Source organism: Yoonia sp. F2084L (assembly GCF_023015625.1).
Classification (GTDB): Bacteria; Pseudomonadota; Alphaproteobacteria; order Rhodobacterales; family Rhodobacteraceae; genus Yoonia.
The window spans coordinates 278,631-302,921 of the sequence record NZ_JALKAH010000005.1 but is presented as its reverse complement, the minus strand read 5'-3'; the positions used below and the strand labels follow the sequence as shown (position 1 = coordinate 302,921).

The following is a 24,291-nucleotide window of genomic DNA, read 5'->3' as shown; positions in this document are numbered from 1 at the left end:
ATTGATCATGGCAGGTTTGGCCAGCGCGGCCTTGCCGCAGGCTGCTTTCGCCAACACGGCGACAGAAATCACGTGGGATGATCTGATCCCGCCCGGCGTGCCCTATTCAGAGATTATTGGCGAAGGCGAAATGGATTGGCACAATGATATCTGGCGGCCTATTTTCGATGCCAATGCAACAAAGCTGAACCCAGCGCTTGATGGTGCCTACATCAAGATGCCGGGCTTTATCATTCCCATAGAGCTGTCCACGGATGGCGTGACCAGCTTTGTATTGGTCCCCTATGTCGGGGCGTGTCTGCACACGCCACCGCCGCCGCCAAACCAGCTTGTCTTCGTGACGACCCGAACCCCTTGGCCCAGCCAAGACCTGTGGGAGGCCGTATGGGTAACCGGCCAGATGCAGCATGAAATCCAGACAACGGATGTGGCAGAAACGGGCTATACTCTGAATGCAGAGCAGATGGAGGTGTATGTATGGTGAAGACGCAGTTGAACCGGCGGCTTGTCTTGGCAAGCCTGGCGGCATCGGGACTGATACCGCAACTGGCATGGGCCGAGGAATACGTTGACATCAAGTGGAAAGACCTGCTGCCAGAAGGGCAAGTTGCGATCCCGCCCGTGCTGCAAGGCATCATTGACCACGGCCAAGCACCTTTGGTCAGCCAACAGCCCCAAATGAACGGTGTGCGCACTGATTGGAACGGCCAGATTGTCCGCTTGCCCGGATTTATCGTGCCGATTGATTATTCAGGAACGGGCGTTACTGCCTTTATCCTCGTGCCGTTTGTGGGGGCCTGCGTGCATGTCCCACCACCACCCGCGAACCAGCTAGTATTCGTCACCACGGGTGAACCCTATGAGAGCTCGGGCCTGTTTGAACCGGTGAACGTTATCGGCATGTTCGGCGTTTCGTCCCTGTCGACAGAACTGGCAGACATCGCCTATGCGCTATCGGCTGACCGGATCGAACCGTATAGGTCCTAGCGCATCCCCGATGACCAATGCCAAGCCAGCGATCAATCTGACTGTTTCCGGCCAGTTTATCGCCGACTGGCTGGCCGCATTGCGACCCTTGTGCACGGAGGCGCAGTTTCAATCACTTTTGAAACGCTCTGATCTGGCGACGGACCAGCGCCACGCCCATGGTCGAGTAACGCTGGATCAAATCGTCGGCCTCTATCAACTGGCCGCCGTGGAAACCGGTGATGAGATGATGGGCCTTTGGAGCCGCCCGATCAGGCCACGCGCCTTGCAACATCTGCTGACCTCCGTGCGCGAGGCGACCTCGCTTCCTTCGGCCCTTTATCGGTTTTCGACGTTCTGGAACCTCTTGCTGGATGAGTATCAATTCGACCTGATGGAAACCGATGCGGCTTTGGTGCTTCGTCTGAAACCACAGGGCGACGTCGCCGTGCAGCGGTTTGGGCACATGCTGATCCTCAAGCTGGCCCATGGTTTGATATCCTGGCTTGCCCGGCATGAAGTGCCCATAAAAGGGGTGGCATTTGCCTTCCCGCGTCCGGCTTTTGGGGAAGATTATGCCGTCATCTTCCCCACCCTTGTGCAGTTCGATAGCCCCGAGACGTCCATCGCTTTTGATCCCGGCGCATTGGGCATCGTTGAGGCGCGCAGCACCGCAGATCTTGACCTCTTTCTAGAGAACGCGCCGCGCGACTGGATTTTCACCAGTTCGCGCGAACACACGCAGTCTTTGCGGGTGCGCAAGCATCTGAGCCAAGCAGGGTGGGACCGGGCAAACCTGACCCGGACCGCGAAAGCCATGCACATGACGCCGCGCACTTTGATCCGCAGACTTGAGGCTGACGGCACATCGTTTCAGGCGATCAAGGATGCCCTGCGCCGCGACATTGCGATCCGCGATCTGCAGGCGGGACGCAAAAGCGTTGAGGCCATCGCCCATGATGTTGGGTTTTCGTCAGCGGCGAATTTCCATCGGGCCTTTCAAAGATGGACCGGCAATACGCCAAGCTCTTATCGGCGCAAACAAGCGCCCGACATGTGATTTTGTCACTTTCGGACAATAACCTGTCATCGCATGAGATCGCACCTGATGTCTCTGATGGGTACATTTACCCCATAATTTTGATCTCAACCTGATTTTCATGCGCAATGCATTTTTGCCGTCGGTCGGTCGCCGATGGCACAATACGACAGTGCGCGCCTTCGAAAGGACCTATCCTATGTCTGACAAGCTTGCCAAAATCCTCGCCGCTGCCCACGACCATGCGACAACTGTCATCGCGCCCAATGTCGATGCTTGGAACACTACAAGGAAATGGCCGCGCGATGCGTCTGACAAGGCTGGTGCTGTGGGTCTAACCGGTCTCTATGCCCCCGAAAACTGGGGCGGTCAGGGCCTGCCACTGGCCGAGGGTATTCAGGTGTACGAACAACTCGGGCTTGGCGACGGCGCTTACGCGTTCGCCTTGTCCATGCATAACATCTGTACGTTTGCGGGTTGTGGCTATGGCACCGAAGCGTTCAAGGAAAAATGGGCGCATGATCTGACCTCGGGGCGCAAACTGGCGAATTTTGCTCTGACTGAACCGCAGTCAGGGTCCGATCCAATGCAGATGTACACGCGCGCCACGATGAACGATGACGGCACATGGACGATCAGCGGATCAAAGGCCTGGGTCAGCCTTGCCGGTGAAGCAGATGTCTATTTCACTGTCGTCAAGACAAGCGATGCGCCCGGCCACAAAGACATGGCAATGATCGCCATTCCCGCCGATGCGCCGGGCATCAGCTTTGGCCCACTTTATGAAACACCGTCCTACAACTTCCTGCCTATGTCAGAGATGTATCTCGATAATGTGGTCGTCAGCGAAGACAACATCATCTTGCCCGTTGGCCAAGGCCTGCAAGGCTCGCTCATGGCGATTGATATTGCCCGCGTGTCCATTGCGTCTGGCTGCTGCGGCCTGATGCAATCCGCACTTGATACAGCACTTTCCTATGCCAAGAACCGTAAGATGTTTGGCGGCAAGAACCTTGATCTGGATGGCATCCAATGGATGCTGGGTGAGGTCGCGACCGATCTGGAAGCGTCCAAACTGCTCTATCGCAAGGCCGCAGAGGCGCTTGGCACGCCTGAGGGTCCGTTGATGGCCGCCCATGCGAAGCGTTTCGTGCCGGACGCGGCTGTGAAGGCGGCTAACACCTGCACACAGGTCTTGGGCGGCATGGGCCTGTTGCAGCCTTACGGCTTAGACCGTTTGTCCCGCCTCGCACAGATGCTGCGGATCGTTGACGGCACAACCGAAATCAGCCGGGTCGTGATCGGACGTGCGTTGCAAAAACGCGCAGCGGCGCTGCCGGATTTGCCAGTGCCACAAGGTTTTGGTGAAGCGGATGCGAAGGCCGCCCCATTCGCGGCACAGTGAATGGCCCACTGGACCTATGACGCTTCAGTGATGGGTTGAAACCGGCCCTTCGCTGCCAAGCGCCATGCTACAAACCCTTTCCAAGACTGAACATCAAACAGCTTAGCCCAACGACCCCTTCCCAAACACCGCAAAACCCGCTAAGCCCCGCAAATCTTGAAGAAGCAGGCGCCCGCATTCCAGCGCCATAGCAAGATACCGGAATGAGGGGGAATACGCCCCCTACGCAAAAAAGGCCGCAAATCGGCCAACTAGGAAAACATCATGTTTAATGAAGTGAAGAAATCAATTCAGTGGGGCGAAGAAACGCTGACACTGGAAACGGGCAAGGTTGCCCGCCAGGCCGATGGCTCTGTCATCGCGACATTGGGTGAAACCAGCGTTATGGCGAACGTGACATATGCACGTAAGCAAAAGCCGGGGCAGGACTTTTTCCCGCTGACCGTCCACTACCAAGAGAAATACTATGCCGCCGGTAAAGTGCCAGGCGGCTTTTTCAAGCGCGAAGCGCGTCCAACCGAAAAAGAGACGCTGACATCCCGCCTGATCGACCGTCCTATTCGCCCATTGTTCGTCCCCGGCTTCAAAAACGAAGTTCTGGTGATGTGTACTGTGCTGTCTCACGACATGGTCAACGACCCCGACATGGTCGCGATGATCGCGGCTTCTGCCGCGCTGACCATCTCTGGTGCGCCGTTCCGTGGCCCGATTGCTGCGTGTCGCGTTGGCTTTGAGGATGGCGAATACATCCTGAACCCGGAAATCGACGACATGCACAACCTGCGCATGAACCCAGAGCAGCGTTTGGACCTTGTTGTTGCCGGCACCAAAGACGCCGTGATGATGGTTGAATCCGAGGCTTATGAGCTGACAGAAGAAGAAATGCTGGGTGCGGTGACGTTTGCACACGAGTCCATCCAGCCTGTCATCGACCTGATCATTGATCTGGCCGAAGATTGCGCGAAAGAGCCGTTTGACTTCCAGCCAGAGGATTATTCAGAATTGTCCGCTGCCGTGAAGGCCGCTGGCGAAGATCAGATGCGTGCTGCTTATGCGATCACAGACAAGCAGGAACGCACTGCTGCTGTAACTGCGGCGAAAGCTGCGATTGTTGAAGCCTTGACCGAAGAGCAGCAAGAAGACGGCAACCTTGGTTCCGCCCTGAAAGGTCTGGAATCAGCCGTGCTGCGTGGCGACGTTGTGAAGAACGGCAAGCGTATCGATGGTCGTGCCCTCGACACCATCCGCCCGATCGTGTCCGAGACTGGCATCTTGCCACGAACACACGGGTCTGCCTTGTTCACACGTGGTGAAACCCAAGGTCTTGTTGTCACAACACTCGGCACTGGCGACGACGAACAGATGATCGACGCGCTGACTGGCATGTATAAATCCAACTTCATGCTGCACTACAACTTCCCACCATACTCTGTTGGTGAAGTTGGTCGTGTGGGTGGCCCGGGCCGTCGTGAAATTGGTCACGGTAAGCTGGCATGGCGCGCGTTGCAGGCGGTTCTGCCTGCGGCGACTGATTTCCCATATACCATCCGTCTGGTATCAGAGATCACGGAATCAAACGGTTCGTCCTCTATGGCGTCTGTTTGTGGTGGCTCTTTGTCCATGATGGACGCAGGTGTTCCCTTGAAAGCGCCGGTTGCTGGTGTGGCCATGGGTCTGGTCATGGAAGACGATGGCGACTACGCTATTCTGTCCGACATTCTGGGTGACGAAGACCACCTTGGCGACATGGACTTTAAGGTTGCTGGTACCGAAAACGGCATCACATCCTTGCAGATGGACATCAAGATCGCAGGCATCACGCCAGAGATCATGTCAAAAGCGCTCGCTCAGGCGAAAGCTGGCCGTCTGCACATTCTTGGCGAGATGAGCAAAGCTCTGACCGGCGCGCAGGAATTTTCTGTGCACGCACCAAAGATCGAAACCATGCAGATCCCAACCGACAAGATCCGTGAAGTGATCGGATCCGGCGGTAAGGTCATCCGCGAGATCGTGGAAGTATCTGGTGCCAAGGTTGATATCAATGACGAAGGTATCATCAAGCTGGCGTCCAACGATGCCGAGGCCATCAAGAAAGCCTACGACATGATCCACTCGATCGTGGCCGAGCCCGAAGAAGGTGTGATCTACAAAGGTACAGTCGTGAAGCTCGTCGACTTTGGCGCCTTCGTGAACTTCTTTGGCAAGCGCGACGGTCTGGTGCACGTCTCCCAGATCGAAAACAAGCGTCTGAACCATCCTTCCGATGTTCTGAAAGAAGGTCAGGAAGTTTGGGTCAAGCTGCTGGGCTTTGATGATCGCGGTAAAGTCCGTCTGGCCATGAAGATGGTTGATCAGGAAACCGGCGAAGAGATCAAGAAAGAGGACGCGGCAGAATAATCTATCCGATTAGCCGCATTCTTGAATGTTATCTGATAACACCCGGTCAATCGATCGGGTGTTATTGGTTAACAACTCAAAATTGTAGAAGAAATGCCTTATTCTGGACCAACTGCATCAGGCATAGGTTCACGGATTGGCAAGCAACATTTTGAACCACCGCTTTGCCACAAATCGGAAAATTTTAAGAAAGAAAGCACATGATCCCTAAGACACTTCTGGCTGCCGCAGCCCTCACAACAATTGGTGCTATGGCGACAGCACAAGAAGCCGGCGACGTAACCGTTGGCACCGGCCTTTCCACATTTGGTCTGAACCTTGAAGGTGCCTATCAGATTGATCCCCAATGGCGCGCACGTGGCGCATTGATGGGTGGCATCAGCGCCAGCTATGACGAAACTGAAGATGGCGACACAGCCGAAGGCGATTTTGACCTTGGTGGTCTGGCCCTGCTGGCAGACTATTATCCGACGCAAAGCGGCTGGCGCGTGTCCGGCGGGTTGTTCCTGTCAAACACTGAGCTGAGCGCGAGCGGCACATCTGCAGGCCAAGACGCTGAACTCAGCGCTGAGTTTGCAAACCAAGTCGCACCGATGGTGACAACAGGTTACGACTGGCGCTTTGGCGATGGGTGGTCCTTCAACTCAGAAGTTGGTGTTGTCTTCACTGGCGGCATTGATCTGGAAGTGAACGCAACCGGCTCTGGCAACCAGGCCATCATTGATGCCGACCCAGATGTCCAGGATGCGATCAGCGATGCAGAGGACGTAGTTGCGCTGCCATATCTTTCGTTCGGTGTTTCGTACACATTCTAAAGATAGCACCAATTAAAAATCAGAAGGCCGCCTGCATTCACAGGCGGCCTTTTGTCATTAGTCTTTCAGTTTTGTCGTGCGCAGGTAAGGCAACACCTTGGTGAAATCACCAAACTTTGCCTTCGCGTCCTCATCGCTTACTGTCGCCGGAATGATAACGTCGTCACCCACATTCCAGTTCGCAGGTGTCGCAACACCACGGCCAGTGGATGTCTGCAACCCATCCAGCGCACGCAGGACTTCGGCAAAGTTGCGTCCAACAGTCATAGGGTAGGTCATCGACAGTTTCAGTTGCTTGTCGGGCCCGATAATAAAGACTGACCGCACAGTAGCACTGTCCGCAGGTGTGCGCCCATCAGGCAGATAAGCTTCGGCAGGCAGCATGTCGAAGGCCTTGGAAACTTCCAGCCCCGCATCCGCAATGATCGGGAACCCGGCAGGCGCACCGCCAACCGTCTCGATATCGCCTTTCCATTTCTTGTGGTCCTCAACCCCGTCAACACTGACGCCAATGACCTTAGTGCCGCGCTTGGCCCATTCGTCAGCCAGTTGCGCAACAGCGCCAAATTCAGTGGTGCACACAGGCGTGAAATCCTTGGGGTGCGAAAACAGGATAGCCCAGCTATCGCCAATCCAGTCATGCAGTGAAAAAGTGCCCTGATCGGTTTCGACCGTCAAATCAGGGATCGTATCGTTGATGCGCAGGCCCATTTTGGTGCTCCTTAACGTGTGAATTCAATTCTCAATATAGGTATGATGACAGACCAACACCACATCCGCTTGCGGAAGATCAAATGCGATGCCACATAATACCCAAAGCATGGGAGAGCCGCGATGATTGAGAGCCGCAATTTCTATATCAACGGAACATGGGTACCGCCTGTAAAGGCGAACGATTATCACGTGATTGATCCTTCGACCGAGGACCCCTGCGCGGTCATTTCCTTGGGTGATCAGGCGGATACGGACGCTGCGGTTGCGGCGGCGAAGGCTGCGTTTCCTGCGTGGGCCGCGACTGATCCTGAAACGCGCGCGGGCTATGTGCGTGGCATCCTTGAGCAGTACGAAGCGCGGGTCGAGGAAATGGCCGAAGCGATCAGTATGGAAATGGGTGCGCCCATTGATATGGCCCGCAGCAGTCAGGCCCCATGTTTGCCATGGCATCTGAATAATTCGCTGAAAGCTATGGAACACATGGAGTGGATCAGGCCCCTTGGCCCTCACGCCCCTAACGATCGCATCGCGATGGAGCCCATTGGCGTTGTTGGTCTGATCACGCCATGGAATTGGCCGATGAACCAAGTGACGCTCAAGGTCATTCCCGCTTTGCTTGCTGGATGCACAATGGTGCTGAAACCTTCTGAGGAATCGCCGCTTTCATCGCTGCTGTTCGCCGAGTTTGTCCATGACGCAGGCATCCCTGCCGGTGTCTTCAACCTTGTGAACGGTGACGGTGCTGGTGTCGGCAGCCAGCTGTCGCGCCATGAAGACGTTGCGATGATCAGCTTCACGGGATCAACCCGCGCTGGTAAGGCAATTTCTGTTGCTGCTGCCGAAACGCTCAAGCGTGTGACGCTGGAACTGGGCGGCAAGGGTGCCAATGTGATCTTTGCGGATGCCGACGAAAAAGCGGTCAAGCGCGGCGTGATCCATTGCATGAATAACTCGGGTCAATCCTGTAACGCACCGACACGGATGTTGGTGGAACGGTCGATCTATGATCAGACGGTCGAAGCAGCGGCCGAGATTGCCAGCAAGATCAGCGTTGGCCCCGCCTCTGAACCCGGTCGCCATATTGGCCCCGTGGTGAATAAAACGCAGTGGACCAAAATTCAGGACATGATCGAGGTCGGCATCAACGAAGGTGCGCGTCTGGTCGCCGGTGGTCCCGGCCTGCCAGAGGGGGTGAACCGTGGGTACTATGTGCGTCCGACGGTCTTTGCTGACGTGAGCAATGATATGCGGATCGCACAGGAAGAGATTTTCGGCCCCGTTCTTTCGATCATCCCATTCGAGGATGAAGCAGACGCGGTGAAGATCGCCAATGACACACCCTACGGCCTGACCAACTACGTCCAAAGCGAAGATGGTGCCAAACGCAACCGCATGGCCCGCGCGCTGCGCTCTGGCATGGTTGAGATGAATGGTCAGGGTCGCGGTGCTGGATCGCCCTTTGGTGGCGTCAAGATGTCAGGCCGCGCCCGCGAAGGCGGCGTTTGGGGGATTGAGGAGTTTCTTGAAGTGAAGGCCATCTCTGGGTGGGCTGCCGAATAACGTCATGTGCATGAGCGCACCAAATAGGTGCGTCTATTGGCCTTTCGTGCAGAAGCTGTGTCGCTATCTATCCCTGCAAAGGAATAGGAGAGAGATATGATCACCCAGATCAAAGGACTACACCACGTCACCTCGCTGGCCAGTGATGCCCGCGAAAACAATGCCTTCTTCACAAACGTACTCGGCCTGCGCCGGGTGAAGAAGACGGTGAACTTCGACGCACCCGACGTTTATCACCTGTACTATGGCGACGAGGCCGGGTCGCCCGGCACAGTCATGACCTACTTTCCCTTCCCCAATGCGGGGCGCGGTGGAAAAGGTGTGGGCGAAGTTGGGCGAACTGCGTTCAGCATCCCGACCGGGTCCTCAAAGGCATGGCTGGACAGGTTCGCGACATTCGAAGTCGGCGGCGTTGCCCAGGACACCCGCTTTGGCGAAAAACGTGTGCTGTTTGATGGCCCCGATGGCGATCAGTTCGCGCTTGTTGAGCGCGATGACAACCGCGCCGCCTGGACCCGCAATGGCGTGAGCGAAGCGATGGGTATCCGTGGCTTCCACTCTGCCGATATGCGCTTGAAGGATGCGGGCGTCAGTGGCGAGTTGTTGCAATTCATGGGCTACGAAAAGCTGGACACCCAAGACAACGTGACCCGTTTCATCGTGCCCGGCGGCAATGACGCCAACACGATTGATATCGAAGAGTTGCCCAATGCGGGCCATGCGTCGCAAGGGGCAGGATCGGTGCATCACATCGCGTTTGCCGTGGAAAACCGCGCGCGTCAGTTGGAAGTACGCGAGGCGTTGTTGGACACGGGCTATCAGGTGACCCCGGTCATCGACCGCGATTATTTCTATGCGATCTATTTCCGCACGCCCGGCGGTGTGCTGTTTGAGGTCGCCACGAATGAGCCCGGTTTTGACCGTGATGAAGACACGGCACATCTGGGTGAAGCCCTGAAGCTGCCCAGCCAGCACGAGCATTTGCGTGCCCGTCTGGAAAGCTTATTGCAGCCGCTGGGTGACTGACATGGCCTATGTTGCGAAACGCACGAAGGGAACAGCGGGTGCACCGCTGTTCCTGACCTTTCATGGCACCGGCGGGAATGAGGACCAATTTCACGGCTTTGCCGAACAACTGATCCCGGGTGCCCATGTGACATCGCCGCGCGGCGATGTATCAGAGCATGGCGCGCTGCGTTATTTCCGCCGTACAGGCGAAGGCGTCTATGACATGGATGATCTTGCGCAGCGGACGACGGCGATGGCCGCGTTCATAGAGGCTGAGAAAGACTCAGTCATGCCGTCACAGACGGTTGGTTTGGGTTATTCTAACGGGGCAAACATTCTGGCAGCAGTTGCGCTTGAACGCCCCGCACTGGTGGATGACCTGATCCTTATGCACCCGCTGATCCCTTGGTCGCCCGACCCGCAACCCGGTTTAGCGGGGCGGCGCATCCTGATCACCGCAGGCGAGCGTGATCCGATTTGTCCTGCGCCGATGACGCAGTCCTTCGCTGACTATCTGTCAGCGCAGGGGGCAAAGGTTTCGGTGCATTGGCATCCGGGCGGACATGAAATTGCGCAGTCCGAAGTCGAAGCCATTACGCAGTTTACCACTGCTTAGAACGGACACTTTGCAGTGATGCGCATCCCTTGCCCACCGTCAGGGTGGCGGAACTGCAAGGTCTCGGAATGCAGCATGAGGCGCGGGTGATCTCGTGCCTCACCTGTCGCATAAAACGGATCGCCCAAGATCGGATGCCCCAGCGCCAGCATATGCACCCGCAACTGATGCGACCGGCCAGTGCGCGGCATCAGCCGCACCCGGCTCTCGCCGTCCTTCACGCGCATGACCCGCCAATCAGTTACGGCCTGTTTGCCGTTCTCATGATCGACAATCTGCAAGGGTCGGTTCGGCCAATCCACAATCAACGGCAGATCGACGGTACCGGTCTTTTCAGCCATCTCGCCCCACACGCGGGCAACATAGGTTTTTCTGGTCTGGCGTTTCTCAAACTGCAAACCAAGGTGGCGTTGGGCATGCGGGGTCAGGGCAAAGATCATCACGCCGGATGTGTCGCGATCAAGACGATGCACTAACAGCGCCATCGGAAAAACGGCTTGTACCCGCGCCAACAAACAATCCGCCAAATGCGGGCCTTTGCCGGGAACCGATAAAAGGCCGCTTGGTTTCTCAACCAGCAGAACCTGATGATCGTCATGCAGGATTGTCAGCGGGTCTTGTGGAGGATCGTAGTCGTCGCTCACCCGTAGACACGCTCGCCAAAGATGGCGGAACCAACGCGGATGTGGGTGGCACCCAAAGCAATCGCACTTTCAAAGTCACTGCTCATCCCCATCGAGAGCCCCGACAGGTCATTGCGGGCCGCGATCTTGGCCAGCAAGGCGAAGTGCAAGGATGGCTCTTCATCCACCGGCGGGATACACATCAATCCCTTGAGTGGCAGATCAAGCGCACGGACTTGCGCCACAAAATCATCCGCCTCGGCAGGCAGGACGCCTGACTTCTGCGGCTCTTCCCCGGTGTTCACCTGTATATAAAGATCGGGGCACTGCCCTAAATCTTGTGCGTGCCGCGCAATGGTTGTGGCAAGTTTAGGGCGGTCAATCGTGTGGATCGCCTGCGCAAGCTGCATGGCCTGCTTGACCTTGTTGGATTGCAACGGACCAATCAGGTGCAATTCAATCCCATCATAGCGTTCGCGAAAATCGGGCCACTTTCCTGCGGCCTCTTGGACCTTGTTTTCACCAAAAATGCGGTGACCTTCCGCAAGCACCGCATCAACACGGGCGTTTGGTTGTACTTTGGAAACTGCAATCAGCTTCACATCTTTTGCATTTCGACCCGCAGCATCACAAGCGGCAGCGATACGGGCCTGAATTTCGGCGAGGGGCATGGCAGGCTCCGGAAAATAAGGATCACGATAAGTTTCGAGGTGAAATAGTGCGATTTTGACCGGATGTCATGGCCGAAAAAATTGTGTGTCATTGATGCACCATTCAGGCCAAAGACAAGTTTTAAACCCCTATTTCACTTGAGTGTTCACGTTGAAGGGCGCAGGTAATCGCCAATGCTAGGAAAACTGGCATTCTTGGGAATGCAAAAACACGAGGGAAAATATCCATGAAAAGCATCCTTCTTACAACAACAGCTATCGTCGCATTTGCCGGCGCTGCTGCTGCTGATGGACACTCAGGTATCAGCTTTGCTGGTAACGCTGAGCTTGGCTTCAACGACGACAGCGACTTTGGTGAAGACGGCTTCTATTGGGACGCTGACATTGACGTAACAATGTCCGCCGCTCTGGACAACGGCCTGACAGCAACTGCTGCTTTCGAAATCGACGTATTGGACGACGCAAACGAAGGCGCTTTCACAGCCGACGAGTACGTCTTGTCTTTGGAAAGCGACACAGCTGGCCTGTTCTTTGGCGACACAGCATTTGCTGCTGAAACACGCTGGCAGTCAGCCGGTGACATGGAATCTGACGGCTTCTCCGAAGCTGACGGCGAAAACGTCATCCGCGGCGACGTATCTCTGGGCGGCTTTGATGCTTCTGTGTCTTACAACGTCACACACGCTGCAGGCACAGACGCCGATAACGGTGGCTTTGTAAACGGCGATATCGACGACGCTCTTGGTCTTGATGACCTGGAAAACGATGAATTCGTAGATCAGCTCTCCGTTGGTGTTGCAGGCGACGTCGGCATGTTCTCAATGTCGGTCGCATATCAGGAAGAGTCAGTATCTGTTGACGCAGCAGCCGCTGCCGCTGCAGCAATCGCAGCACTGCCTGATCCAACCGATGCTGACGCAGTTGATGCGCTGGTTGATACTCTTGTTTCAGGCGGTGTCTATGCACCAAGTGTTGCAAACGGCGATTTCTCAAATGATGAAATCTTCGGTATCTCTGCTGGCGTAAGCGTTGCAGGCGCTGACATCACTCTGGCATATGCTTCCAATGAATCCGCTGACACATCGTCAACTGGTATTCAGGTTGCTTACCCAATTGGTCCAGTTACAGCGACTGTGTACTACGTCTCTGAAGATGACGACACCGACGAAGACAACTTCGGCGCGACACTTGCTTACTCTGACGGCCCAATCGCAGTCACACTTGACTACGACAACGACCAAGGCCTTGAGAAAGTTAACCTCGACGGTTCTTTTGATGTTGGTAACGGCCTGACAGTTGTTGCTGGTGCACAGAACGAAAACGAAGGTGACGACACTGACTACTACGTCGGTGGTACATTCGATCTGGGTGGTGGTGCTGAATTCCTCGCTGTTTATGCAAACGACGAAGATGGCGACCAGGAAGACGAAATTGGTGATCCAGAGTACCTGCCAGGTACAACTCTTGAGATCTCATTCTCCTTCTAATTGAAGTAGAACGATCCAAAATTGTCAGAGCGGCCCCATCTTGGGGTCGCTCTTTCTTTTTGTGTGATGATAACCGCTTGTGACCCTGCCCCCCCTTCGCTACATATTTCGCCAATGTAGTTCACCCGACCAAAGGGGAAATGGTTTGACTGTCCTATCCAGTATTTGGCGCAAAACGCTCGCGATCATCGCCCTTGGCGCACTCGTGGCCTGTGGCAGTGGGACACCCCCAACGCCCCGCGGTGCCGAAAACGTTGCCGTGAACCGCTACCTCTGGGCGGCATCACTGGACGTGCTCAGCTTTCTGCCCGTGCAATCCGCCGACCCATTCACCGGTGTGATCACAACCGGTTTCGGCACCCCACCCGGCAGTGGCCGCGCCTACCGTGCCACCGTGCAGGTGACAGACCCTGCGATGGATGCCCGCTCGCTGAACCTCAGCTTGCTGACCCGCAACGGCCCTGTCGCCGTTGAAACCCAGCGCGCGGTTGAGGATGCGATCCTTGCGCGGGCCCGCCAGTTACGGATTGCTGACGGCGCCCTATAGCCATCGGCCCTCAGCCCGATTATGAATAGCGCCGGGCCCATTGCCCGGCGTTTTGCTTTTTTGAAAGACCAATAAGATGACCACCTACTCCCCCGCCACGATCGAGGCGAAATGGCAGGATGCCTGGGCCACCGCCCAGACCTTTAAGGCTGAGCGCAGCGCCGATAAGCCTAAGTATTACGTGCTGGAAATGTTCCCCTATCCATCGGGCCGCATCCACATGGGCCACGTGCGCAACTACACCATGGGCGATGTGATTGCCCGGTATAAGCTGGCAACCGGTCATAACATTCTGCACCCGATGGGCTGGGACGCCTTTGGGATGCCTGCCGAAAATGCGGCGATGGCCACAGGCATCCATCCCAAGGATTACACCTACGGCAATATCACCGACATGAAGGCTCAGATGAAGCCGCTGGGCCTGTCGATTGACTGGTCGCGCGAGTTTGCGACTTGCGATCCCGAATACTACGGCCAGCAGCAGGCGTTGTTCATTGATTTCCTGTCCAAGGGTTTGATTTACCGTAAGAAAGCCGTGGTTAACTGGGACCCGGTCGATATGACCGTGCTGGCCAATGAACAGGTGATCGACGGCAAAGGCTGGCGCTCTGGTGCCGAGGTTGAACGCCGCGAACTGGTGCAATGGTTCTTCAAGATCAGTGACTATTCCGAAGAATTGCTGGAGGCGTTGGACACGCTGGATAACTGGCCTGCCAAGGTGAAACTGATGCAGGCAAACTGGATCGGCAAGTCGCGTGGCATTGAAATTCCTTTCCATCGGACGGACGGCGAAGCACCAATAGTCTGCTATTCGACCCGTCCCGACACCATGCGTGGCGCGAGCTTCCTTGCCATTTCAGCAGAACACCCGGTGTCTCGTGCGCTTGCTGACACTGACGAAAACCTTGCTGCCTTCATTGCGGAAACCCGCAAGATGGACACAACCGAAGCGGCTATGGAAAAGGCGGAAAAGAAAGGGATTGATACCGGCATCACCGTGCGTCACCCGGTTTATCCGGATATGGAACTGCCTGTCTGGGTCGGCAACTTCGTGTTGATGGACTACGGGACCGGAGCGGTCTTTGGCTGCCCGGCCCACGACCAGCGCGATCTGGATTTTGCACGCAAATATGACCTGCCCGTCAGGAATGCCTTCCATATGCCCGATGATCCGGTTGAGGTCGAAAACACGGCACTTGTCCCGGCAAAGTCTGAAGCCGTCGTATACATCGACCATTTTGCCGGCATTGAAAAAGCCACCAGCCAAGAGGGTATCGACACCACAATTGACTACTTTGAAGCCAATAACTTGGGCAAAGGTGTCACCAAATTCCGCCTGCGTGATTGGGGCCTGAGCCGCCAGCGCTATTGGGGTTGCCCGATCCCGGTTGTCCATTGCGATGACTGCGGTGTGGTGCCTGAAAAGAAGGAAAACCTGCCGGTCGAATTGCCATATGACGTCACTTTTGACGTGCCCGGCAACCCGCTGGACCGCCATCCGACGTGGCGCGACTGCGCCTGCCCGTCTTGTGGGAAACCTGCGCAGCGCGAAACTGACACGATGGACACCTTCGTGGACTCCTCGTGGTATTTCGCACGCTTCACCGCACCGGATGCAGAAACGCCGACCAACATCGAAGATGCCGCATATTGGATGAATGTTGACCAGTACATCGGCGGGATTGAACATGCGATCTTGCACCTACTGTACAGCCGCTTTTTTGCCCGTGCGATGAACATGACAGGGCATCTGCCCCAAGGCACGTCAGAGCCTTTTGACGCGCTGTTCACGCAAGGCATGGTCACACACGAGATCTATGTGACGCGGGATGAAAAGGACCGTCCGGTCTATCATCTGCCCGAGGACATCGAATGGACGGAAAGTGGCGCGCGCTTGGGTGCGACGGGACAGGACGTTGATGTGATCCCATCCGCAAAGATGTCGAAGTCCAAAAAGAACGTCGTCGATCCAGATAACATCTTGGCAAAATACGGCGCCGACACCGCCCGCTGGTTTGTGCTGTCCGACAGCCCACCTGAGCGGGATGTGGAGTGGACCGCCTCTGGCGCGGAAGCAACCTTTAAGCACCTGAACCGTGTACACCGCGTGGCGACCGATATCGCCGCGATGGATGAGGGCACCGGTGCGGGTGATGAAGACCTGCTGCGCGCCATGCACAAAGCGATCCATGACGTGACCATGGGGGTTGAAACCTTTGGATTTAACGCAGCCATTGCAAAGCTTTACGCGTTCACCAATGTGCTGGCCAAGTCCAAGGCTGGCGGTGCTGCTAAGCGTCAGGCGGCAAAGGTATTGGCGCAACTGATGTCGCCCATGACCCCGCATTTGTCCGAAGAAATCTGGTCGATGCTGGGCGGTGAGGGCTTGATCGCAAACGCGCCTTGGCCGGTTGCAGATGAGGCCATGCTTGTCGAAGACACGGTCACCATGCCCATCCAGATCAACGGCAAACGCCGCGCTGAAATCCAGGTCGCGGCCGATGCCTCAAAGGAAGCGGTGCAAGAGATCGCGCTGGCGCTGGAGGTCGTGCAGACCGCCCTTGCCGGGGCTGCGCCGAAGAAACTGATCGTTGTGCCGGGGCGGATTGTGAACATTGTCGTCTAACCCGATCACCCGCCGCGCCACACTGATCAGCTTGCTTGGGTTGATGGGCTGCGGCTTTGCTCCGATCTATGGGGCGGGTAACGGCCTGCGCGACCGGGTCCGCATTGAGGCCGACGACAGTGTGGCCGGCTTCAAGCTTCAGGAACGGCTTGAGGCGCGTCTGGGGCGCAGCAGTGCACCGCAGTACGTGCTGAAGACCACGGTACGGTCCAGCGAACGTGCGGCTGCGATTACGGCAGATGGCGACACGTCGCGGCTGAATATCATTGGCACGGCCACCTGGTCGCTTGTGGACATCGCGCGCGACGAAACCATTGAGAGCGGCGCAGTAGATGCATTTACCAGCTACTCCGCCACCGGTTCTACAATCGCCACCCAGGCAACCCGCGATGATGCCGAAGCACGCCTGTCGGTTATCCTTGCTGATATGATCGTCAGCCGCGTGCTGGTTATCACCGCCGAGTTGCCCCAATGAAGCTGACGGGTGGTGCAGCGCAAAACTATTTTCGCAAACCGGATTCTGGCCATACCGCCCTGCTGATCTTTGGGGCTGATCCCATGCGCGTCGCTGACAAGCGCCAGCAGGTGATCCATGCACTTGTTGGTCCGCAGGGCGAGGAAGAGATGCGCCTGACCCGTCTCAGCGCCGCTGACCTGCGCAAGGACCCGGCCCTGCTGGATGACGCGATCAAGGCGCAAGGGTTCTTTCCCGGCCATCGCGTCGCCTTTGTGGAGGACGCGACCGACGGGCTGTCCAAACTGATCGCTGCCGCTTTGGCAGATTGGCAGGCGGGTGATGCACAGGTCGTGATCACTGCGGGCCAGCTGACGGCCAAATCAGCGCTGCGCAAGGTCGTCGAAGGACATCGTAATGCGGTCGCGATTGGCCTTTACGATGATCCACCCACGATGGCCGATGTCGAACAAGCGCTCAAAGATGCAGGCATCCGGCAGCCCGATCGTGACGTGATGGACACGTTGATGTCCTTGGCCAATGCACTTGAACCCGGTGATTTCCGGCAGACCATCGAAAAGGTCAGCCTTTACAAACGCGGCGATAACAGCCCGCTGAGCATTGATGACGTCATGGCCAATGCGCCGCAGTCGGCTGAGGTGGATGTTGACGATGTGCTGGAGGTCGTGGCGACCGGTCAGGCCGACCGTCTGGGGCCGCTCTTGCGGAACCTGTATGCGCAAGGCGTGGCACCCGTGACGCTGTGTATCGGTGCGATGCGCCATTTCCGCCGTCTGCATGTTGTCGCCTCTGACCCCGGTGGGCCGGCGGCAGGGGTAGGACGGCTGCGTCCACCGGTGTTTGGGCCACGTCGCGACAAAATCGTGCGCCAAGCCAGCGGATGGGGACGGGACCGGTTAGAGCGGGCTTTGACTGCGCTGACGGACGTTGATCTACAACTACGCTCGGCCAATACCGCGCCGCAAAATGCGCTCATGGAACGCACATTGATCCGCCTGGCAATGATGGCGCGACGCTAAAACGAAAAAAGGCAGGCCAAAGCCTGCCTTTCAATCAAAGCAAAAGCTTTGATTAGCTTTCGTTGACAGCCGCAGCGATCAACAGTGCAGCAAGCACACCGAGGATCACATATGTTGGGCTGACAGAAGAAGCTGCTGGTGCTGGTGCTGGATCAACCATCACAACAGGGGCTTCCATGACTTCGTCGCTCATACCGCCAGCTGTGGCGGCAACGCCAGAAACTGCGATAGCAGCTGCGGCAGCAAGTGTTGTTGTAAAGCGCATATTAAATACTCCATTCATGCACGGGGCGGGAAGGCCAAAGCGTGACCTGTCCACATCAATACATTGAATCAGGCATTGGACGCGAATTCTAGGCATATTTTTAAGGGCGATTCTTCGCCGAGTGCATTTCAGTTTGTCGCGCAGCCACCAAGGCCACATCAATGAGACGCCAAATAGTCAATGAATCTTGAGGATTCTGTGCATTTGATCCGATAATTTTTCAATGATCCGGGCAGTTTGCGTGATTTATCCAGCAAACACGAATCGTAAGATCACTTCAAAACGATGCTGCGGTGCAACACTTTATGACTAAATTAAGGCAAATAGAATCGCCAACGGAGTGCGGATCGCGCGTAAGAATGGCCATATCTGCATTTCTCGGATGAGAGTCGCCCAAATCACCCCGCTCCAATTCCCATCTCTTTAGGCGAATTTGAGCGACCCATGTTTCTCGTTTTATTGCAATGACACGCCTCAGCCACCCGCATGTAACGCCGCCGCGCGACCTGCTGCGCGCCCTGTGGCCAAGCAAGCGGTAATCAAATAACCGCCCGTTGGTGCCTCCCAATCCAGCATCTCGCCTGCGCAAAATGTCCCTGGCCGGTCCTTCAGCATCAGATCACCCGTCAACGCATCAAACCGCACACCACCCGCCGTCGAAATCGCCTCATCCATCGGTCTGGGTCCGGCGTGTTGAATGGGAAGTGCTTTGATCATTGGCGCGAGGTCATCTGGGAACGGTCGCCCAAATTCGGACAGCAGTGCCATTTGGACCGGGTTGAACCGCAGGACCTTGCGTAGGTGGTTTGTCATACTCGCCTTGCCACGCGGTTTACCCAGCGCATTGCGCAGTTTTTCCAACGACCAGTCTGGCAACAAATCAACGTAGAGCGCCGCACCCTCACGCATCGCCCGCGACACCGTATAGACACCGCCACCTTCAATCCCGCGCTGCGATATTACCAACTCGCCGCGCGTTGTTGTATCGCCCGCAGTCAATGCGACTGATTTAAGCGGCGATCCCATATGGGGTGCCATATGCGCCGACCAGTTGACGACGAACCCCATGTTGGCAGGCGCGAAGGGTGCAACATGATCGGCCAAATGCCTGGCCCACTGCCCGTTTGCACCAAGCCGAGCCCAACTGGCACCGCCCAGCGCAAGGACGGTGACCTTGGGGCGCAATGAAACCGGACCAGTCGGGGTGCTGAACGCCAGTGCATCATCCTGCCAACCATCCCAGTGCCAACGGGTTTGCAGGGCCATGCCCAGACTGTCCAGGCGCACCAACCATGCTCGCAGTAAAGGCGACGCTTTCATGGCTTTGGGAAACACCCGCCCGGTAGAACCCGTGAACAAAGGTTGGCCCAGCCCTTCGGCCCACGCCATCACATCGTCCGGGCGGAAGGCGTCAAGCGCAGTCGCCAAAGCTTGCGGCACTTGCTTGCCGTAGGCCACCAAGAAAGCCGCTTTTGGCTCTGCCTTGGTGATGTTCAGACCTGACTTGCCCGCCATCAGGAACTTGCGCCCCACCGACGGCATCGCGTCGGCGACCAAAACCGAAAGGCCCGCTTTGCCCAGCTCTTCGGCGGCCATCAAACCAGCAGGACCCGCACCGATGACAACTGCATCGGTCACGTCGGCATGGGCCCTTTCATTTCGATCACGCGGTGTGGGTATGGAATTTCGATGTCATTCTCTTTCAACGCGTTCCAGATCAGAAACAGCACATCGGAGGCATATTTGTTCTTGCCGTCATCAATGCCTTCGACCCAAAACTCGACGCCAAAGTCAACGCCGCTGTCACCGAAGCCCCGTAGCTCGCAATCTGGGCCCTCAGGTTCTTGCAGCACGCCGGGGTGTTTGGCGACCGCTGCCTCGATGATGGCGGGCACAAGATTGATGTCAGTATCGTAACTGACAGAAAACGCCACTTCCAACCGGTTCGCAGACCCGGAGTCAGAGTAATTGACCACCCGTGTCGTGATGAAGTCTTCGTTCGGCACCACAATCCAGCGCCCATCGAAGGTTTCAAGGATTGTCGCACGCGCCGTCATCTTGATGATCGTGCCCGCCTCGCCACCATCCAGTTCCACATAATCCCCGACAGTCGCTTGCCCTTCGACCATGAGGATCACACCAGAGATGAAGTTGGATGCAATCTTTTGCAGTCCAAAACCAAGGCCCACACCAACTGCACCCCCAATGATCGCAAGCGAACTGAGGCTAATGCCCATGACGTTCATCAGCACAAGGAACGCGATGCCAAAGATCAAAAACTCGGATGACTTGATCGCCAGCTGCCGGATGGCGGGGCGCATCGGTTGTTGTTCGATGTAGGATGATGACTGCGAATTGGACCATTGGCCCAGCCAGAACAGGATACTGCCCGCAACAACGCCCCGCACGATGGCCAGTGCGGAAAAGCTGATATTGCCAAGGTTCACCTGTGCCGCATCCAGGGCTGTTACCACTTCATCCAAAAAGCCCACGGCATAGAGCGCTGCGGCCGGGACCAGCACATATTTGGCCAGTGTCCGCAGGAACGGATCGGTAATGATGTGTTTGGCAAGCGCGCGCGCAGCAAGGAAAAGGAAGACCCGTTTGCCAAAGGCGATGACAGCGCCCGACCCGAACAGGGATCGCGTCACCACCTCGCCGATCGCCGTGAAACCATAGGCCAAGAGCGGCAACAACAAAGGCAGGAAAATCAGGATGAATCGCCGGGACTTGGCGATGATCGACTGATTTTCAGGGTCCGGTGTGAGCAGGCCTTTGATGCGCGGTGCGGCGATCCGATTGACCAAACGCGCCAACAGATAGGCCCCGATCAACAGCGCGAACTGCGACCAAGCGGCAGGCGACAAGAGCCATTCTTGCGCAAGGACCAAAGCCTGATCAAACGCATCACGCGCCTGATCCATCAATGTCGTCGGTTCCATTACAGCCTAGCCCCCTGCCGTTTAATTTGTTGTGCCGTGCGTCAGCCCAAGAAACAAGCCTAGGTCGTCAGACGCTTGATACCCGCGATATGACCCGGCTCAGCGACAAGCACGTCGGTGCCAAGGGCATGTGCGGCTTTAATCAACGCTTCAGCCTCAACAATCTCGTCCAACAAACCCCATTCCAGTGCACGCGCGGCCTCTACCTTTTGCCCGGCCATCAGGATAAGTTTCGCGCGCGCAGGTCCGACCAATGCCACCAAACGCGGTGGATCAGAGGGCTGGGGCAGGAAACCAAGCTTCATCACAGGGTAGAAGAATTTCGCCTTGGGCACGGCGATCCGCAGATCACAGGCGAGCACCATGCCAAACGCTCCACCCGCAACGGTGCCGTTTAAGGCGGCGATACTCAGCCCCGGCAAGGCGGCGATGCCCGCCGATAGCCTTTCCCACACTGGATCAGTCGCAAGCCCGGCACGTGCTGCATCCAGATCAGCACCGGCGCTGAAAACGCCGCCAGTCCCTGTCAGGATAAACAGCTTGGCCGCCTGTGCCGCCTCGGCAATATCGGCCAGTTCGGCCAGCATTGCTTTTGTCAGCGCACCCGCCTTGTCAGGTCGGTCGATGGTGACGGTCCAGATATCCCCATCCTTGTCGCAACGGATCATGTAAGGCCGACCTGTTTGCGAATGTCATCATCACGCAGGCTGACATCATCACCCAAAAACGGATCCGCCTCAGGTGTGCACATCCATAAAAGTGCCTTTGCGGGCCACTCAGGCGGGATGTGATCTGACCAGTCCAACTGGCTGACCGGGTTGATGCCCGACGCCTTAATCTCGCGCTGCATTTGCGTGGCGACTGTGCCGGGGGACAGGCCCATGATGCGCAGACCCTTGTCGCGGGATTCCTTATCGGCCGCCCGCGTCAGCATATAAACGCCTGCTTTTGAGCTGCAATACGCCGTCCACCCCTCGACCGGGCCATGCGCGGCACCTGATGAGATATTGATAATCGTCCCGTGCCCTTGCGCAATCATACCCGGCATGGCTGCATGTAGCCCATGCATCACCCCCTTGAGGTTGATATCAATGGTGCGCGCCCATGCCTCTGGATCGGTGTCTTGCAGGTGACCAATGGGGTCCACGATGCCTGCGTTGTTGATCAACACATCCAATCCGCCAAAGGTCTGTGCCGTCGCAGATACGGCCATGGCCACATCAGAGTATCGCGACACATCGCAAGGGATAGCCAGCGCCTTTTCCCCGATTTTCCCTGCAATTTCAGCAATTTCATCGGTACTACGCGCCACAAGGGCCACATTGGCTCCGGCTTCGGCAAATACATAGGCCGCAGCTTCGCCAATCCCCCGGCTTGCCCCTGTGATCAGTACGGTTTTCCCGACCATGTCGATGTTTTTCACACCTGCTCCCTTTCAGTCTGTGTTTGGGATAGCTACTTAGTGAATCGATAGTAGCGCCCTTTGGTTCTATAGTAGAAAGCCAAAGACCGTTCTGAAAGAGAGATAACGAAAGGGATCATTGATGACCAATTTAACTGGAATGCGCAGCGCTGTTTGCCTCGCCGCGTTGATTGCTGGCAGTGCAGCACAGGCGGATGTCACCGCAGCGCAGGTCTGGGAGGACTGGAAATCGCAGATGGCCCTTTACGGGGAAGACGGCATTTCCATCGGCGCAGAGGAAACTTCCAGCGGCACTGTGACCGTCCGCGATCTGGCAGTGAACTATGCTGACGATGACGTCGCATTCGAAATGAACATCGGCGATATCATTTTCAATGAACAATCCGACGGCACAGTGCGCGTCACGATGGCGGACAGCTATCCGTTTGTGATCACTGCCGAAGATGGCACCGTCATTAATATCGAGGTCAGTCAGACCAATGTCGATATGATCGTCAGCGGCGATCCTGATGCAATGAATTACGATGTAACCGCTGATCAGTATAAGATCGCCTTCGTTGACGCTGTAAATGGCGATGTCACGTTTGGCGGTGATGCTACACTCACCGCGAACAATGTCACGGCAAGCTCTACCAGCACGATCGGCGAAACGCGCGAAACGTCATATAGCGCGACAGTTGATGTTATTGATATGCTGGTTGACTTCCAAATACCGGGGTCTGGTGGCGAATACGTCGCTGCGGCAGCCAAATACAACGACCTGTCGGTGCAGGGTGAGGTATCCATGCCGGTTGACGTCGAACAGATTGCGCCCGGACAGTTGGTTGCTGCGGGTATGACGACTGCCGGCGGCTATATCATTGAAAGCTCTGACTTCGTGGTGGACGTGAATGCCGAGGATAATCAATTCGCCGCGTCCGGCAGCACCGGACAAGCAACATTCACCGTCGCAATGAGCGACGCAGCAGTAGCCTATGACACCGCGGTCGATGATCTGGACCTTTCAATGCAAAGCTCTGAGCTTCCGCTCCCTATTGATATCAACATGGCAAGATATGGTCTTAGTTTTGAAGTCCCGATTGCGGAAACAGAAGAACCAGCCCCGATGGGCATCAGTTTTGACCTGATTGATCTGACAATGAGCGATGGTCTGTGGAACCTCTTTGATCCGGGAAGCATTCTGCCCCGTAATCCGGCAACCATCCAACTATCGTTGCAAGGCACAGTAAGGGCGATGCTTAATGTGATGGATCCGGAAGATCAGATGGCTATGGCTATGGGTGGTGGCGCGCCTTTTGAGCCTGAAACGCTGGTGCTTGAAACTCTCAACATCGACGCAGCCGGCGCATTGGTAACAGGTGAAGGTGCATTTACATTCGACAACACGGACATGCAAAGCTTTGCCCCATTGCCCCGTCCGGAAGGCGAAGCAAAGGTTGAGATTACAGGCTTTAACACCTTGCTCGACAACCTTGTCGCCATGGGCGTTGTGCCTGAACAGGACGTGATGGGCGCACGGATGATGATGGGTATGTTTGCCCGTTCGACCGGCGAGGACAGCATGGAAACCGCCGTTGAAATCCTGCCCAACGGTCAGGTTAACGTGAACGGCAACCGCGTTCGCTAATCATAGATGATCCAGATTGGGCGCGGGTGCTGGCATCCGCGCCTTTTTCTTTTGGGGCAACCATAA

23 protein-coding genes are annotated in these 24,291 nt (G+C 56.4%); 15 read left to right on the top strand and 8 right to left on the bottom strand.

Annotated features, from left to right (window positions below):
- Nucleotides 1-7 precede the first annotated feature (7 nt).
- From MWU60_RS15580 to MWU60_RS15555, 6 genes are all read left to right on the top strand, one after another.
- Nucleotides 8-484: a DUF3299 domain-containing protein gene (locus MWU60_RS15580; protein ID WP_247228301.1), complete on the top strand. Its 477-nt coding sequence runs from the start codon at nucleotides 8-10 to the stop codon at nucleotides 482-484.
- Complete coding sequence (locus tag MWU60_RS15575) at nucleotides 478-987, top strand: DUF3299 domain-containing protein (RefSeq protein WP_247228300.1); 510 nt, start codon at nucleotides 478-480, stop codon at nucleotides 985-987. The genes MWU60_RS15580 and MWU60_RS15575 overlap by 7 nt, the downstream gene beginning before the upstream one ends.
- 10 nt (nucleotides 988-997) lie before the next feature.
- Nucleotides 998-2,026, top strand: a complete 1,029-nt coding sequence (locus MWU60_RS15570; protein ID WP_247228299.1) for an AraC family transcriptional regulator — start codon at nucleotides 998-1,000, stop codon at nucleotides 2,024-2,026.
- Nucleotides 2,027-2,204: 178 nt separating this feature from the next.
- Nucleotides 2,205-3,410: an acyl-CoA dehydrogenase family protein gene (locus MWU60_RS15565; protein WP_247228298.1), complete on the top strand. Its 1,206-nt coding sequence runs from the start codon at nucleotides 2,205-2,207 to the stop codon at nucleotides 3,408-3,410.
- 264 nt (nucleotides 3,411-3,674) lie between these two features.
- Nucleotides 3,675-5,807, top strand: a complete 2,133-nt coding sequence (gene pnp, locus MWU60_RS15560) for a polyribonucleotide nucleotidyltransferase (RefSeq protein WP_247228297.1) — start codon at nucleotides 3,675-3,677, stop codon at nucleotides 5,805-5,807.
- A 200-nt stretch (nucleotides 5,808-6,007) separates the two neighbouring features.
- On the top strand, nucleotides 6,008-6,622 hold the full coding sequence (locus tag MWU60_RS15555; RefSeq protein WP_247228296.1) for a hypothetical protein: 615 nt from the start codon (nucleotides 6,008-6,010) through the stop codon (nucleotides 6,620-6,622).
- Between the two features lie 57 nt (nucleotides 6,623-6,679).
- On the opposite strand, the gene MWU60_RS15550 is transcribed toward MWU60_RS15555, so the two are convergent.
- Nucleotides 6,680-7,333, bottom strand: a complete 654-nt coding sequence (locus tag MWU60_RS15550) for a peroxiredoxin (protein WP_247228295.1) — start codon at nucleotides 7,331-7,333, stop codon at nucleotides 6,680-6,682.
- Between the two features lie 123 nt (nucleotides 7,334-7,456).
- Between MWU60_RS15550 and MWU60_RS15545 the strand changes: the two genes are divergently transcribed.
- The 3 genes from MWU60_RS15545 to MWU60_RS15535 all read left to right on the top strand — a co-directional run bounded on the left by MWU60_RS15545 (nucleotide 7,457) and on the right by MWU60_RS15535 (nucleotide 10,520).
- A complete protein-coding gene (locus MWU60_RS15545; RefSeq protein ID WP_247228294.1) occupies nucleotides 7,457-8,896 on the top strand; it encodes an aldehyde dehydrogenase family protein in 1,440 nt (479 codons plus the stop codon).
- A 96-nt stretch (nucleotides 8,897-8,992) separates the two neighbouring features.
- Nucleotides 8,993-9,922, top strand: a complete 930-nt coding sequence (locus MWU60_RS15540) for a VOC family protein (RefSeq protein WP_247228293.1) — start codon at nucleotides 8,993-8,995, stop codon at nucleotides 9,920-9,922.
- Nucleotide 9,923: 1 nt separating this feature from the next.
- Complete coding sequence (locus MWU60_RS15535) at nucleotides 9,924-10,520, top strand: alpha/beta hydrolase (protein WP_247228292.1); 597 nt, start codon at nucleotides 9,924-9,926, stop codon at nucleotides 10,518-10,520.
- Here the strand turns inward: MWU60_RS15535 and MWU60_RS15530 are convergent.
- Nucleotides 10,517-11,164: an RluA family pseudouridine synthase gene (locus MWU60_RS15530; RefSeq protein WP_247228291.1), complete on the bottom strand. Its 648-nt coding sequence runs from the start codon at nucleotides 11,162-11,164 to the stop codon at nucleotides 10,517-10,519. The two genes, MWU60_RS15535 and MWU60_RS15530, sit on opposite strands and share 4 nt — an antisense overlap.
- Nucleotides 11,161-11,814: a YggS family pyridoxal phosphate-dependent enzyme gene (locus tag MWU60_RS15525; protein WP_247228290.1), complete on the bottom strand. Its 654-nt coding sequence runs from the start codon at nucleotides 11,812-11,814 to the stop codon at nucleotides 11,161-11,163. Before MWU60_RS15525 ends, MWU60_RS15530 begins: the two co-directional genes overlap by 4 nt.
- Before the next feature lie 227 nt (nucleotides 11,815-12,041).
- Here MWU60_RS15525 and MWU60_RS15520 point away from each other — a divergent pair, with 227 nt between their 5' ends.
- From MWU60_RS15520 to holA, 5 genes are all read left to right on the top strand, one after another.
- The gene (locus MWU60_RS15520; RefSeq protein WP_247228289.1) at nucleotides 12,042-13,301 is read left to right on the top strand and encodes a porin; all 1,260 of its coding nucleotides are present in this window, start codon (nucleotides 12,042-12,044) and stop codon (nucleotides 13,299-13,301) included.
- Nucleotides 13,302-13,506: 205 nt separating this feature from the next.
- Entirely contained in the window at nucleotides 13,507-13,848 is a 342-nt protein-coding gene (locus MWU60_RS15515) for a DUF3576 domain-containing protein (RefSeq protein WP_247228596.1), read from the top strand.
- A gap of 76 nt (nucleotides 13,849-13,924) precedes the next feature.
- Nucleotides 13,925-16,474 (top strand): leucine--tRNA ligase, encoded by a 2,550-nt coding sequence (gene leuS / locus MWU60_RS15510; protein ID WP_247228288.1) that lies wholly within the window; start codon nucleotides 13,925-13,927, stop codon nucleotides 16,472-16,474.
- Nucleotides 16,464-16,949 carry an LPS assembly lipoprotein LptE gene (gene lptE, locus MWU60_RS15505; RefSeq protein WP_247228287.1) on the top strand — a complete coding sequence of 162 codons (486 nt, stop codon included), beginning with the start codon at nucleotides 16,464-16,466 and terminating at the stop codon, nucleotides 16,947-16,949. The genes leuS and lptE overlap by 11 nt, the downstream gene beginning before the upstream one ends.
- Nucleotides 16,946-17,968 (top strand): DNA polymerase III subunit delta, encoded by a 1,023-nt coding sequence (gene holA / locus MWU60_RS15500; protein ID WP_247228286.1) that lies wholly within the window; start codon nucleotides 16,946-16,948, stop codon nucleotides 17,966-17,968. Before lptE ends, holA begins: the two co-directional genes overlap by 4 nt.
- Nucleotides 17,969-18,020: 52 nt before the next feature.
- Here holA and MWU60_RS15495 read toward each other — a convergent pair whose 3' ends face one another.
- The 5 genes from MWU60_RS15495 to MWU60_RS15475 form a co-directional block, all read right to left on the bottom strand.
- Entirely contained in the window at nucleotides 18,021-18,233 is a 213-nt protein-coding gene (locus tag MWU60_RS15495; RefSeq protein ID WP_247228285.1) for a hypothetical protein, read from the bottom strand.
- 474 nt (nucleotides 18,234-18,707) lie between these two features.
- Nucleotides 18,708-19,871 (bottom strand): TIGR03862 family flavoprotein, encoded by a 1,164-nt coding sequence (locus MWU60_RS15490; protein WP_247228284.1) that lies wholly within the window; start codon nucleotides 19,869-19,871, stop codon nucleotides 18,708-18,710.
- Nucleotides 19,868-21,175, bottom strand: coding sequence for a mechanosensitive ion channel domain-containing protein (locus MWU60_RS15485; RefSeq protein ID WP_247228283.1), 1,308 nt, complete (start codon nucleotides 21,173-21,175; stop codon nucleotides 19,868-19,870). The genes MWU60_RS15490 and MWU60_RS15485 overlap by 4 nt, the downstream gene beginning before the upstream one ends.
- Nucleotides 21,176-21,234: 59 nt before the next feature.
- On the bottom strand, nucleotides 21,235-21,843 hold the full coding sequence (locus MWU60_RS15480) for an enoyl-CoA hydratase/isomerase family protein (protein WP_247228282.1): 609 nt from the start codon (nucleotides 21,841-21,843) through the stop codon (nucleotides 21,235-21,237).
- Nucleotides 21,840-22,589, bottom strand: coding sequence for an SDR family oxidoreductase (locus MWU60_RS15475; RefSeq protein WP_247228595.1), 750 nt, complete (start codon nucleotides 22,587-22,589; stop codon nucleotides 21,840-21,842). The genes MWU60_RS15480 and MWU60_RS15475 overlap by 4 nt, the downstream gene beginning before the upstream one ends.
- Before the next feature lie 130 nt (nucleotides 22,590-22,719).
- Between MWU60_RS15475 and MWU60_RS15470 the strand changes: the two genes are divergently transcribed.
- On the top strand, nucleotides 22,720-24,225 hold the full coding sequence (locus tag MWU60_RS15470) for a DUF2125 domain-containing protein (RefSeq protein WP_247228281.1): 1,506 nt from the start codon (nucleotides 22,720-22,722) through the stop codon (nucleotides 24,223-24,225).
- Nucleotides 24,226-24,291: the final 66 nt, after the last annotated feature.

Excerpts from the sequence above, each read along its gene's own strand:
- MWU60_RS15580 (WP_247228301.1), top strand. The coding sequence starts at position 8 with ATGGCAGGTTTGGCCAGCGCGGCCTTGCCGCAGGCTGCTTTCGCCAAC.
- MWU60_RS15575 (WP_247228300.1), top strand. The coding sequence starts at position 478 with ATGGTGAAGACGCAGTTGAACCGGCGGCTTGTCTTGGCAAGCCTGGCG.
- MWU60_RS15570 (WP_247228299.1), top strand. The coding sequence starts at position 998 with ATGACCAATGCCAAGCCAGCGATCAATCTGACTGTTTCCGGCCAGTTT.
- MWU60_RS15565 (WP_247228298.1), top strand. The coding sequence starts at position 2,205 with ATGTCTGACAAGCTTGCCAAAATCCTCGCCGCTGCCCACGACCATGCG.
- pnp (WP_247228297.1), top strand. The coding sequence starts at position 3,675 with ATGTTTAATGAAGTGAAGAAATCAATTCAGTGGGGCGAAGAAACGCTG.
- MWU60_RS15555 (WP_247228296.1), top strand. The coding sequence starts at position 6,008 with ATGATCCCTAAGACACTTCTGGCTGCCGCAGCCCTCACAACAATTGGT.
- MWU60_RS15550 (WP_247228295.1), bottom strand. The coding sequence starts at position 7,333 with ATGGGCCTGCGCATCAACGATACGATCCCTGATTTGACGGTCGAAACC.
- MWU60_RS15545 (WP_247228294.1), top strand. The coding sequence starts at position 7,457 with ATGATTGAGAGCCGCAATTTCTATATCAACGGAACATGGGTACCGCCT.
- MWU60_RS15540 (WP_247228293.1), top strand. The coding sequence starts at position 8,993 with ATGATCACCCAGATCAAAGGACTACACCACGTCACCTCGCTGGCCAGT.
- MWU60_RS15535 (WP_247228292.1), top strand. The coding sequence starts at position 9,924 with ATGGCCTATGTTGCGAAACGCACGAAGGGAACAGCGGGTGCACCGCTG.
- MWU60_RS15525 (WP_247228290.1), bottom strand. The coding sequence starts at position 11,814 with ATGCCCCTCGCCGAAATTCAGGCCCGTATCGCTGCCGCTTGTGATGCT.
- MWU60_RS15520 (WP_247228289.1), top strand. The coding sequence starts at position 12,042 with ATGAAAAGCATCCTTCTTACAACAACAGCTATCGTCGCATTTGCCGGC.
- leuS (WP_247228288.1), top strand. The coding sequence starts at position 13,925 with ATGACCACCTACTCCCCCGCCACGATCGAGGCGAAATGGCAGGATGCC.
- holA (WP_247228286.1), top strand. The coding sequence starts at position 16,946 with ATGAAGCTGACGGGTGGTGCAGCGCAAAACTATTTTCGCAAACCGGAT.
- MWU60_RS15495 (WP_247228285.1), bottom strand. The coding sequence starts at position 18,233 with ATGCGCTTTACAACAACACTTGCTGCCGCAGCTGCTATCGCAGTTTCT.
- MWU60_RS15485 (WP_247228283.1), bottom strand. The coding sequence starts at position 21,175 with ATGGAACCGACGACATTGATGGATCAGGCGCGTGATGCGTTTGATCAG.
- MWU60_RS15480 (WP_247228282.1), bottom strand. The coding sequence starts at position 21,843 with ATGATCCGTTGCGACAAGGATGGGGATATCTGGACCGTCACCATCGAC.
- MWU60_RS15470 (WP_247228281.1), top strand. The coding sequence starts at position 22,720 with ATGACCAATTTAACTGGAATGCGCAGCGCTGTTTGCCTCGCCGCGTTG.